Raw genomic sequence first — 12232 nt, forward strand, 5'->3', positions numbered from 1 at the left:
CCATCCCCTCCTTTCCCTTACATTTCCGTCTCCAGGAATGAAGACCATCTCGGATCGTCCGGCATGAGGACGGCGAGTTGTTTTATCAATTCGATGGCCTCTTCCCGTTTTCCTTCATCCAGCAGGAAAAGGGAGAATTTCTCAAGGAACTGCGGGTCTTCCCTGAAATCATTATATGCAAGCCGGTAAAATTCATATGCCTCTTTGTATTGCTCTTCGCGCTCATGGGCCGCTGCTGCAAACGGATAAAGCGCCGGCCAGTCGCGGCCCTCCTCACGCAGCTCTTGGATCATTGAAATCATGTCCTCATTCCGCTCCTGATGATCGTAAAGGGACATGAGCGCATGGAGGGCATCCATATATTCGGGATCTAGCGCGACCGCCTCATTGAAGTGGCACTCGGCTTCCTCGGGACGGCCGGTTTTAAGTGCCAGCTTACCGGCCGACAAATAAAGTTCCTTGTCGTATTTGTCCCGTGCCAGCCCTTCCTGAAGCGTTGCGTAGGCCGCCTCGTCCTCCCCTTCCATCGACTGAGCCTGGGCTAGCAGGGCATACGCGGAAAAGTAGTCGGGGTCCATCGCTTTCAGCTCCCCGAGCGTCTTGATGGCTTCTCCGTACTGTTTGCTCTGATATGCGGCATATGCGTAGCCGAACAGCATATCAGGCGTCCTCGCGTCTTCCAGCGATTCCATATAGTATGGCATGGCTTCTTCAAAGGCCGCCCCGGCTGCATAGGCTTCCGCAATTCGGTCCGAAAGCCGTACACCCGCCATTTCCACGGCAGACTGGCGAACCTCCTTGTAGAGCCTTGCCGCCTCCGCATACCGTCCGCCATCCAGCAAAAGCTCCGCTTTCGCGAATTTCACGGCGGGTTCATCGGGAAGCATGCTTTCTGCTTCCTCGACCTTCCTCAGCGCCGCTTCTGCCATGCCGGCCATCTGGTAGTAGTCTGCGAGAACGAGAAGCGCCTGGGGATATTCTTCGTCCTGCCGGCTGACGGATGTCAGCAGAAGGAGGGCCTCGTCTTCCTCCCCGAGCTCGATCAGCACCTGTGCCCGGTCGATCTTCAGCTGCGCCTCTTCCGGCATCAGTGAAATCATGCCTTCATAGAGCGCGTCCGCCTCCTGGAGGAACCCGAACTCGGCCAGGAGGCCGGCTGCCATGTAGCGCGTCTCCATGTCGGAAGAAGCCCCGATTTCAAGAACGAGTGACTCCGCCTTCTTGAAATCCCCATCCAGAATATATTGTTGAAGCTGTTCGATTGTCTCCATCAGTATTCACCCGTCCCCGCCTTTTTCATACTTCAATGCTACTGGATGCAGGGCTTCCTCCACAAGAAAAAAGCCCCTCCGGGGAGCTTATTCTCCGCGGAGGGAATCCAGGTGCCCGAAAAATTCCGGGTAGGAAATTGCGATGCATCCGGGCCCCTTAAGTTCCACGGGGCTGTCCGTGACAAGCGCCGCGACGGCGGCCATCATGCCGATGCGGTGGTCCCCTCTTGAGTCGAGGGAAGCACCCGACAGTTTCGTCGGGCCGTTGATGATCATGCCGTCTTCGGTCGGGGTGATGTCTGCGCCGAGTTTGCCCAGTTCCTCGGCCACGGCTGCGATGCGGTCCGTCTCCTTGACACGGAGTTCTTCCGCGTCACGGATCACGGTCGTCCCTTCAGCCTGTGTCGCCAGAAGGGCGATGACCGGAATTTCGTCGATCAGGCGCGGAATCAGGTCGCCGCCGATCTCTGTAGCCTTCAGCGAAGATGAGCGGATGGTGACGGTTCCGCGCAGTTCGGAGTCATCCGCATCCGACATATCCACTGTAAACTCGGCGCCCATCGCCTCCAGGACATCGATCATGCCGGTGCGCGTCGGGTTCAGGCCGACATTTTCAAGGACCACTTCACTATCCGGAACCAACGCTGCAGCCGCAAGGAAGAAAGCGGCCGATGATATGTCACCCGGTACGTCCACATGGACCGGCACGAGCTCCTGGCCGCCCTGCAGCGTAATGGAGCCATCCTCCGAATGGACCTCCATCCCGAAGTTTCTCATCATCCGCTCCGTATGGTCCCGCGATACTTCCTTCTCACGGATGACCGAGGTGCCGTCCGCTCGCATCGCGGCAAACAGGATAGCCGATTTGACCTGCGCGCTTGCGACAGGCATCTCGTAATTAATGGGGCGGAGCGGGCCGCCCAGGATAGAGAGCGGTGTGTACTGTGCCCCATCGCGGCCGCGGATATCAGCCCCCATCTCGCGGAGCGGGCCTGTCACCCGCTTCATCGGCCGGCGGGCAATCGATTCATCCCCCGCAAGGACCGAATGCACACGCGAACCGGCCAGGATGCCGACCATCAGCCGTGTCGTCGTACCGGAATTCCCTGTGTAGAGAACATCCGCCGGCTCCTGCCACCCGTCAATTCCGGGGCTGTCGATCACCAGATCCGTTCCATTGCGGCTGATATCCGCTCCTAGCAGGCGGAAGCATTCGATTGTGCGCAGGCAATCCTCGCCCGGCAGGAAACCAGAGACCGTCGTGCGCCCCTTGGCGATCCCGCCGAACATGACTGCCCGGTGTGAGATGGATTTGTCCCCCGGCACGGCGAGCGTTCCGCGTAGCGGTATTTGCGGGTAATTCAGTGTCATCTTGTCCATTTGTTCCGGCCCCCTGCCCCGTTAGGTAATGTAGATATCGTAGTTTGTACGGTCGCTTAGCAGTATGCGGCCCTTTTCCCTGTCTTCCGTCGTCTGGAAACTGACAACCATGATCCCGAACACGTCTGTGCGTGATTCGACGATCCGCACGTTCGTGATCGAGATGCCTGCATCCGCCAGATAACCGGCAATTTCGGAAATTGCCCCCGGGCTGTCCGGGATATTGACATTAAGGTCGAACGTTGTATATAGCGCACCCTGCGACTTGGCAGGGAGTGTATCCCGGTACTGCTTCGCCCCGCCATAAAATTCATGGATCGATTCGGAGTCACCCGACTCGATCATTTCCCGTACCGTGTTCATCTCCTCGATCCACAGATCGATCTGCACAATCAGTTCGTCACGGTTCTGAAGCGTGATGTCGCGCCACATGACCGGATCGGACGATGCGATCCGCGTGATGTCACGGAAGCCGCCCGCGGCCAGTTCCCGGGTGAATGGCATTTCTTCCGTCTCCTGTTCAAGACGGCGGACCAGGGAGGCTGCGACGACATGCGGGAAATGGCTGACGACGGCTGTCATGGCGTCATGCTCTTCGGCGGAGACGACTGCCGTCTTCGCCTTGGTCACCGACAGGAAGGATTCCAGCTTCCTGACTGCCGGAGCAGCCTCCCGGCCGGCAGGTGTCAGCAGGTAATAGGCGTTCTCGAAAAGGTGCTCACGGGCTGCGCGGACACCGCTCTTGTGCGAGCCGGCCATCGGGTGCCCCCCGATAAAGACCGCACTGCTTCCCGAGAACCGCCGGGCCTCTTCCATAATCCAGGTTTTCGTGCTTCCCGTATCGGACAGGATGGCGCCTTCTTTCAGGTTCCAGCCGGAAGCGGCCTCTTTCAGCATCCGCACCGTCTCATTGACGGGCGTGGCAAAAAATATGTAATCACAGCCTTCGGCGGCCTCTGCCGCCGATCCGGCAGTATGGTGGATCACGCCGAGCGTCTGTGCTTCACGGAGCGTCATCGGATCGGCATCGAAGCCGGTGACCGTGACGTTTCCGTGACGCTGGATCGCGAGGGCGAGTGATCCGCCGATCAGGCCGAGGCCGATGATTGCAGCTTTCAACTCAGACAAAACCCAACACTCCCATCAAACACTGCTTACGCTTCAGGCACACCCTGCGCAAGCATTTCTTCAAGTGCGGCAAGCAGGCCCTCGTTATCTTCCCTGCTCCCCACGGTAATACGGAGATAGCCCGGTGTGCCCAGCTTGTCGCCGCTCCGCACGATATATCCGCGCTTCAGCAGCTCGTCCGCAGCAGCATCCGCGCTTCCCTTCACTTCCATCAGCACGAAGTTCGCTTCCGATCGAGGGCAAGTCAGCCCGTGTGCCTCGGCAAAACGCGTGTACTGATCCTTGCCGGACTCGTTCTGCTGACGGGTGCTTTCGATGAACGCCTGGTCATCGAGCGCGCGGGCAGCAGCCTGCTGGCCGAGGACGTTCGTGTTGAACGGCGGACGGACAGGGTCCAGCTTTGCAATGACCTCTTCACTTCCGATTGCATAGCCGACACGGAATGCAGCAAGTCCATACGCCTTCGAGAACGTGCGGAGTACAAGTACATTCGGGAAATCTTCGGTCAGATCCAGCGGGTCGCCGTATGCGGGGTCCGTGACGAATTCGTGATAAGCGTTGTCGACGATGACCAACACATGCTCCGGAACCTTGCGGATAAAGGCCTTCAGTTCCTCGTGAGGAATGATTCCGCCGGTCGGGTTGTTCGGCGTGCACAGCCACACGATCGAAGTTTTCTTGTCGATGGCCTTCAGCATGCCGTCCAGGTCATGGCTGAAATCTTCCCGGAGCGGGACTTCCCTGACCTCCGCGCCCTGGATGCGGGCGTTGTGGCGGTATTGCGGAAAGGACGGCCATGGCATGACTGTATTATCACTTTCGGACAACAGCGCACGGGAGATGATGACAATCAGCTCATCCGATCCGCCGCCGAACAGGAGCTGCCGGGGGCCGACGCCCAATTTGGAGGACAGCGCCTCCCGAAGCTCTGTTGCATAGCCGTCTGGGTAAAGTGCGGTTTCGAGTCCCGCTTCAGCGATGAATTTCTTTACTTTTCCGGAACAGCCGAACGGGTTCTCATTTGAAGCGAGCTTGACGATGCGGTGCAGGCCAAACTCCCTCTTGACCTCCCCGATCGTTTTGCCCGGCTCGTACGCCCGCATGCCTTCCAGACGAGGATTCCATCTCATCTTGCTTCCTCCTTTTCGGCAGCCGCTCCTGCCAGGTCCGGCCGCAGGCGGACGGCTTCGTTCCTGTAAATATGTTTGATTTCCTTTTGAGTCTTGGTGGTATTCGCATGCATGAGCAGCCGGATGCAGAGCGGAAGTGCCCCGGGCACATCCATCTCATGGGTGCACATGACCGGCACATACTCCCAGCCATCCATTGTCCGTACCGCCTTTGCCGGGAATCCTGAAGTAATGTCCGTCGTGGTCGAGATGATCACCGAGACGATTTCTTCCGGCTCCAGTCCGTTCTGTTCCGCCATTTCCCGTGCCAGCGCAGCGGTCTCCTGCATAATCTGCTGATCTTCATCTGCCGTGATGCATGTTGCACCGCGGATGCCCCTTACCATCATTCCGGTTTCACCCCCGCGCGTATTCTGAACTCCCTGTCCGCCTCCCTGCAGTCCTCTTCCGTGACACGCCTGACGTCCGGCGCGCCCGCTTCCGGAAGAAGGACGAAGTGGAGGTCGCCGAAGGAAGCCTTTTTATCTTTTTTCATGTATCCGAGCAATTTCTCAAACGGATGATCCGCAATCTCCTTTAGCGGATAACCGTTCCTGCCGGCAAATTCCTGGAGGGCGTCGGTGAGTTCCCTGCCGGCCCCGGCTTTCTGCTCGCTCAGGATCAGTGCATAGATCATTCCGATCATGACGGCCTCACCGTGCGTGAGCCCGCCATAGCCTGCGGCCGCCTCCACTGCATGGCCGTATGTGTGGCCGAAGTTGAGGTATTTGCGGACAGAACCTTCCCGTTCATCCCGGCCGACGATATCCGCCTTCACGCGGATGCCGCGTACAATATGGCGGATCAGTTCCTCTTCACTCATCTTGCCGAGCTCGACCGTGCGGAGAATTTCCGGTGCGTCTTCCTTGGATGATATCAGCACATGCTTGACCGCTTCCGCCATACCCGACCGGATCTCCACTTCCGGAAGTGTCCGCAGGAGTTCCGTATCGTACAGGACTGCGATCGGCTGATGAAACGCGCCTGTCATGTTCTTTCCGCCGGGGAGGTTGATCGCGGTCTTGCCGCCGACAGAACTGTCATGTGCCAGAATTGTCGTCGGGCACTGGATAAAGCGGATTCCGCGCATATAGGCAGCCGCCGCATATCCGGCAAGGTCGCCGCATGCTCCTCCACCAAAAGCAATCAGGACCGATTGCCTCGTGCATCCCGCTTCCAGGAGAAATTGCTGCGCGTTGCCAAACCACTCCAGAGTCTTGCAGGACTCTCCTGAGGGCACATTCAGCCAGGCAACTTCATTGCCCGCATCACCGAGCGCTGTCCGGAGACGGTCCCCGTGGAGAGCCGCCACTTTTTCATCCGCGATGACAGCTACCCGGTCGGCATCCGCAAGAAGTCTTTCAAGCTTTTGGAGCGCGTTCGGACCCACTACCACGTCATAGCTGCGTTCCTTCGTATCTACCCTGACCGTTTCCATTTTCAGAACTCCCGGGAGTAAGCGAGGAATTCCCCGATGTTCTTTTTGAGTCCTTCGATCGTATCGCTATGGAATGTTTCGGAGATGGCTTTCGCCACTTCCCATGCGACGACATGTTCAGCGACAACGGACGCCGCCGGCACTGCGCAGCTGTCGGAGCGCTCGATGCTCGCCTTGAACGGCTCTTTCGTATCGATATCGACACTTTCCAGCGGTTTGTAAAGGGTCGGGATCGGTTTCATGACACCGCGGACCACGATCGGCATGCCGGTGGTCATTCCGCCTTCGAAACCGCCGAGGTTGTTGGTACGGCGGCGGTAGCCGGATACTTCCGTCCATTCGATCTCGTCGTGCACTTCGCTGCCCGGCAGCCGTGCCATTTCAAATCCAAGGCCGAACTCGACGCCCTTGAATGCGTTGATCGAGACCATGGCGCCTGCGATTTTCGAATCCAGCTTGCGGTCGTACTGCACATAGCTGCCGACTCCCGGAGGGCAGCCGTCTACAATGACTTCCACGACGCCGCCGATTGAGTTACCGGCTGCCTTCGCGTCATCGATCGCCTGCTTCATCTTTTCCGATGCTTCCGGATCGATGCAGTAGACATCATCCGCAGACGCAATTTCACGGATCTCATTGACCGTCTTGCCGTTGCGCAGGGTCATGTCGGCCTTCACGCCGCCGATTTCGGCGACATGCGCCGTCACTTCGATGCCCAGTGCCTTCAGGAAGCTCTTGGCAACGGAACCGACCGCGACGCGCATGGTCGTTTCCCGCGCGGACGAGCGTTCGAGCACGTTCCGGAGATCGCGGTGGCCATACTTCATCCCGCCGACAAGGTCGGCATGTCCGGGACGAGGACGCGTCACACGGCGCTTGATCTCATCCGGATCGACATCCTCCGGCAGGGGCTCAATGCCCATGATCTTGGTCCAGTGCTTCCAGTCATCGTTCGTCACGGTCAGCGCGACCGGCGCGCCGATCGTCTTCCCGTGGCGGACTCCCGCCGTGATTTCGACTGTGTCTTTCTCGATCTGCATCCGCCGGCCCCGGCCGTATCCGCCCTGCCTTCTGGCAAGGTCACGGTTAACGGACTCCGCCGTCAGTTCCAGATTGGACGGCAGTCCTTCTATAATTGCGGTCAGTTGCGGACCGTGGGATTCTCCCGCTGTCAAGTATCTCATTCTGCTACCCCCAGGCTCAAAATACATTTAATTTTCTTACCACTATAACACAACCCACCCGGCGAATCATTCGGATTTTCACAGAAAACATAAGGGTTTGGGCCATACCCGCAAATGAAAACGCTGTCTTTTCCAAAAGGCGTGTTTGTAGGTTTCGACGTTGCATTTTTCTGCCAAAACAGTTGAACTTGAATCGGCCTTTGAAAGAGATTTGCATGTGTGACATGGTACAAAGTCGTTTTCCGCTTAAAAAAGACGCCCCAAACGGGACGCCCTTTGTTACTTTCTGAAAAGCTGAACCATCTTATTCAATTCAGCATTTTCGTTCGTGAGGGCTAGGACTCGATCCTGATCGTCATTCATTGCATCTGCCGCCGTATACCCTTCGATCCGAGCCGTCAGCCATTCTTCAAGCGGCGGGAACTCGTTCAGTTCCTTCGCTTCGGACAGTCGGCCAATCATGAATTCCGATCCTTGCGAAGCGTGTCTTTGCGCTCCGCCGTTCGAAGCTGCGTCAGCGATCAGGCCCATGACGGCCCCCGTCGCCTGTTCGGGCGTTGGTTCCGATTTTGTACCGTCGTCATAGTGCTTTCTTGCGACCATTTGCCCGCTGCTCCGTTCGAACATCATGCCGTTTTCATATGCGACAAGTGCGTCAACGTTCACCCCTTTGTACGTCGGATCATCTTTCGGGATTTGTCCTGCTTCGGGAAGTTCGTAGTCAGCAAAGAATTGAGCGATTTCGGGTTCGTATGGTTTCGTCGGGTTCGCCGTTTCACGAACCCGTTCAAGAAGGTTTTCCATTGATAAAAGTACGGGTTCGATCATCGCCTTTCGTTTTTCGGCGTTTTCGATCGCCTCCACTTCCATCAGCCCGTCGATTCTATTCTGCAACCATCCTTCAAGCGGCGGGAACTCGTTTACGTCCTTTACCTGGCCCAATGTCGCTATGACTTCGGGAAGCCCTTCAGGGTTATGGCGCATAGCCATATCCAGGGAATTCGTCGCTTCCTCCAACTTCATGTTGGCGAATGCGGGTTCCTGCCCTTCGATCATATCCCCGCTATCCTTTGCAATGGCGAAAAGTTCTTTCGTTTCACCATCGAAGGAATATCCGTTTTCGTATAGTATGACGGCTCCTTCATCCCAATAGCTGTACAACTCGTGATCTTTCGGAAGTCGTCCTTCCTGCGGAAGTTCGTAGTCCGTCAAGTATTCGACAATCCGTTCTTCCTGCAACGCTCCCGCGTCCTCCTGCGTCGTTTTTGCGGCTTCTGCCTTACCGCTTGCCGCCTGTTCGTCAGAATCCGAACAAGCCGTGAGAAGCCCGCCGACAAGGAACAACGCTCCTGCGGCCAGGACTGCTCTGTAATTCATCACATCAATGACCCCTTTCTGCTTTTGTCCAAACTCAGTGTAACAAAATTGGAAAAGATTTCATCAGAAAGGCCAGAATTTCTGTCATTCAATAGAATCAGGGCAAAGTCCAGACCGCTGGAGAGAAATGGTCCTAAAAACAAAAAACCCGGCAGCCGCCGGGCATCGGGGTCAGTTGACCCAGTTATTGATTTGCTTTTCGTAGGAAACGAGTTCTTCCTGCTTGAAGAACAGGTTGATTTCGCGCTCCGCGCTTTCAGGAGAGTCGGAGCCGTGGATGATGTTTTTGCCGACTGTAACTGCGTAGTCGCCGCGGACCGTGCCCGGTGCAGATTCTTTCGGGTTGGTTGCACCCATCATGAGACGTGCTGTCGAGATGACATTTTCGCCTTCCCAGACCATCGCGAAAACAGGGCCGGATGTGATAAATTCAACAAGCTCGCCAAAGAACGGACGCTCTTTGTGCTCGCCGTAGTGCTGCTCTGCGAGTTCCTGAGGAATCTGCATCAGCTTTGCGCCTGCGAGCTGGAAGCCTTTCTTTTCGAAACGACTGACGATTTCGCCGATCAGGTTACGCTGGACGCCATCAGGCTTGACCATGAGAAATGTTTTTTCCATTTGCATGTACACTCCTTGTGAGTTGAGGGTGTGCGGCGATGCCGCCTTCAAAATGGTACCACTGCAATGGGCGCACTTTCAACAAAAGATGCGCCCGTGCGGTCAGAATTTACGCTTTCCGATAAACTTCGCGATCCGGATCAGGGAATCGCGGTCAGGGAGATCCGGCAGGGACTCCGCCTCCCGGAGCGCTTTTTCCAGATAGCGGTCGCTGATGCGCACCGATTCACGGATCGCTTCGGAATCCCTCATGCTGTCGAGCAGCTGTGCCATTTCTTCTGTGCCCATACGGCCTTCCAATGCATCGAGCAGCTGAGGACGGAGGCCCGGATCACGGAGGCCAATAATGGCCGGCAGTGTGATATTGCCTGACAGGAGGTCTCCGCCCGCCGGTTTGCCGAGCTGCTTCTCCGAACCCGTGAAGTCGAGCAGATCATCCGTGATCTGGAAAGACATCCCGACATAATAGCCGAAGCGTTTCAGCTTCCTGACCGTCCGCGGGTCCGCACCCGCTACGAGGCCGCCAAGCTCACAGCTGGAGGCGATGAGCAAAGCGGTCTTTCGCTTGATCCTGCGGAGGTAATCCCTCAGATTCTGCTCTGTCGCGAACTTGTCCTCGATCTGGATAATTTCTCCTACGCAGATCTCGATCATGGTCTGCGAAAGCACCCGGTGGATTTCCGGATCTTCAAGCTCTCCGATAATCTCCAGCGACCGGCCGAGCAGGAAATCACCGACATACATCGCCGCATGGTTTCCGTACATGGACTTGACCGTCCGTTCTCCGCGGCGCAGGTCGGCATCGTCGATGACATCGTCATGGACGAGTGAGGCCATATGGATCAGCTCAAGCGGAACGGCCGCCTTTGCCGTGACAGCCGGGTTGTAGTCACCGAATTTGGACGCGAGGAGCGTGAAGACCGGGCGGATCCGCTTGCCTCCGGAACCGATCAGTGCCAGGCAGGCTCCTTCCAGCATGGGAGAATCCGAGTGGACCGACCGGTTCAGCTCTCGCTCTATATATTCGAGATCCGGACGGAACTCTGAGTAGATGGACTTGAGTTTCAACTTCTCCAAGAGAAAAACCTTCCCCGCTTTTAGTTCTCGTTATCTCCGTTTGTATCCGATATGCCCCGCAGCCGCTCCGCCGCTGAACGGTTTGTAGCGGATGCCTTCAAATCCGGTATCCGCAAAGAACCCGGCAAGCGTGCGGGCGTCCGGGAATGAGTCCGCGGATTCCTGCAGCCACTGGTACTCTTTGTAGCTTTTCGCAAACAACCGGCCGAATAGCGGCATGATATGGTTAAAGTAGAGCTTGAAAGCCTGGCGGTAACCGGGCAACGTCGGCTGGGAGGTTTCCAGGCAGGCAATCATCCCGCCCGGCTTCAGGACCCGGTGCATCTCGAAAAGTGTTTTCCGGAGATCGGGAACGTTCCGGAGGCCAAAGCCGACCGTGACATAGTCGAAACTATTGTCCGGGAACGGAAGGTCCATCGCATTTCCTTCGACAAACCGGATATTTGTACGGCCTTCGGTCTTTTCTTTTGCCACACTCAGCATGTTGGCCGAAAAATCGAGACCAGTCACCTTGCCCGACGGCCCTGTTGCATCGGCGAGTGCAATGGTCCAGTCCCCTGTTCCGCAGCACACGTCAAGCGCGGATGCCCCTTTGGTGACATCCATCTTTTTCATCATTTCTTTTCGCCAGGCCTTGTGCATCTGGAAACTGATGACCGAGTTCATCGTATCGTAGTTATCCGAAATCTTTTCAAACACGTCATGGACCCGTCGCTCTTTTGGTGTCTCCAAACTGCTCAATCCTTTTTTCCCGTCTGTATGGAAGCCGGTTCGGTGATCTCGTAGATTTCTGCAATTGCCGAAACCAAATCTCCTGTACGGTTTCCAAACGTTGCGGTTTCTTCAATCAGCCGGCCGGCGTGAAACAGGCGGCTGCGGTCCAGGATTCGGGCCGCGGCCGCCGGCTTGCCGTCGATCCCCCCTGAACGCAGAAAGGCATCAAGAAACGGCGTGCGCCCCCCTTCATGGAGGGTTCCGGATTCTGCCTGGAGCCGGCAGGCGGTCAGCCCATGGCGCGCTGCCGCCTCATAGGACCCATATCCCCGTTCCAGGAGGAAAGCGGAAACCGTCCCGGCTTCAATTGTTTCGATATACGACAAAAGGTCTTCCGGCGAATCTCCTTCACGGTGTTCATAGAGCCGGATTTTCCTTTCGCTCATCTTGGTGACAGATGAAGAGAGCCGCCGGACCAGCCCGATATCCTCCATCTCCGCAAGGATGCGGTAGTGAACACCGCTGTAGTAGTCGCCGGCCAGGACGGTCAGCTGTCCCTGCCGGCTTTCCGACGCCTCCCCGCCGATCGAATCGTGTGCGGTGAACGCAGCATAAAGCGCTCCTGCCGCAACAGCCGAAAGCCGGTCCCTTTCCTCCCAACGTTCGCCGAACAGCTTCGGCAACAGAAGGGAAGCCAGGACCGGTACCGGGATGTCCGGCCGCCCGGTATGCTTCAGAAGTGTCCGGTTCGCAAGCTTGCGGCTGATTTCGTCGTTTAATTGTTCAACTTCTGTATGTAGACTTGTTGGATTCATCTTCCGCCGCTCCATTTCCGCACGGATCAGACGGTTTGCCGGCCGCCATCCGGACAGCCGG

The 12232-nt window shown here is 57.0% G+C and carries 12 protein-coding genes; all 12 read right to left on the reverse strand.

Features of this window, described 5'->3' with window-relative positions:
* Positions 1 to 17: 17 nt before the first annotated feature.
* The gene (locus C772_RS02050) at positions 18 to 1271 is read right to left on the reverse strand and encodes a tetratricopeptide repeat protein (RefSeq protein ID WP_008296978.1); all 1254 of its coding nucleotides are present in this window, start codon (positions 1269 to 1271) and stop codon (positions 18 to 20) included.
* A gap of 87 nt (positions 1272 to 1358) precedes the next feature.
* A complete protein-coding gene (gene aroA, locus C772_RS02055; RefSeq protein ID WP_008296979.1) occupies positions 1359 to 2651 on the reverse strand; it encodes a 3-phosphoshikimate 1-carboxyvinyltransferase in 1293 nt (430 codons plus the stop codon).
* 21 nt (positions 2652 to 2672) lie between these two features.
* Positions 2673 to 3779 carry a prephenate dehydrogenase gene (locus C772_RS02060; protein WP_008296980.1) on the reverse strand — a complete coding sequence of 369 codons (1107 nt, stop codon included), beginning with the start codon at positions 3777 to 3779 and terminating at the stop codon, positions 2673 to 2675.
* Positions 3780 to 3805: 26 nt separating this feature from the next.
* Positions 3806 to 4909 carry a histidinol-phosphate transaminase gene (gene hisC / locus C772_RS02065; RefSeq protein ID WP_008296982.1) on the reverse strand — a complete coding sequence of 368 codons (1104 nt, stop codon included), beginning with the start codon at positions 4907 to 4909 and terminating at the stop codon, positions 3806 to 3808.
* Complete coding sequence (gene aroH / locus C772_RS02070; protein ID WP_035001281.1) at positions 4906 to 5295, reverse strand: chorismate mutase; 390 nt, start codon at positions 5293 to 5295, stop codon at positions 4906 to 4908. Before aroH ends, hisC begins: the two co-directional genes overlap by 4 nt.
* On the reverse strand, positions 5295 to 6386 hold the full coding sequence (aroB, locus tag C772_RS02075; RefSeq protein WP_008296986.1) for a 3-dehydroquinate synthase: 1092 nt from the start codon (positions 6384 to 6386) through the stop codon (positions 5295 to 5297). Before aroB ends, aroH begins: the two co-directional genes overlap by 1 nt.
* Positions 6387 to 6388: 2 nt before the next feature.
* Positions 6389 to 7570, reverse strand: coding sequence for a chorismate synthase (gene aroC, locus C772_RS02080; protein ID WP_008296988.1), 1182 nt, complete (start codon positions 7568 to 7570; stop codon positions 6389 to 6391).
* Between the two features lie 279 nt (positions 7571 to 7849).
* Positions 7850 to 8947 carry a hypothetical protein gene (locus C772_RS02085; RefSeq protein WP_035001218.1) on the reverse strand — a complete coding sequence of 366 codons (1098 nt, stop codon included), beginning with the start codon at positions 8945 to 8947 and terminating at the stop codon, positions 7850 to 7852.
* A 171-nt stretch (positions 8948 to 9118) separates the two neighbouring features.
* Positions 9119 to 9565, reverse strand: coding sequence for a nucleoside-diphosphate kinase (gene ndk / locus C772_RS02090; protein ID WP_035001220.1), 447 nt, complete (start codon positions 9563 to 9565; stop codon positions 9119 to 9121).
* 102 nt (positions 9566 to 9667) lie between these two features.
* A complete protein-coding gene (locus C772_RS02095) occupies positions 9668 to 10642 on the reverse strand; it encodes a polyprenyl synthetase family protein (protein ID WP_008296994.1) in 975 nt (324 codons plus the stop codon).
* A gap of 30 nt (positions 10643 to 10672) precedes the next feature.
* Entirely contained in the window at positions 10673 to 11374 is a 702-nt protein-coding gene (locus C772_RS02100; RefSeq protein WP_008296996.1) for a demethylmenaquinone methyltransferase, read from the reverse strand.
* Between the two features lie 5 nt (positions 11375 to 11379).
* Complete coding sequence (locus C772_RS16000; RefSeq protein WP_008296999.1) at positions 11380 to 12171, reverse strand: heptaprenyl diphosphate synthase component 1; 792 nt, start codon at positions 12169 to 12171, stop codon at positions 11380 to 11382.
* Positions 12172 to 12232 lie beyond the last annotated feature (61 nt).

Source organism: Bhargavaea cecembensis DSE10 (assembly GCF_000348905.1).
Lineage (GTDB): Bacteria > Bacillota > Bacilli > Bacillales_A > Planococcaceae > Bhargavaea > Bhargavaea cecembensis.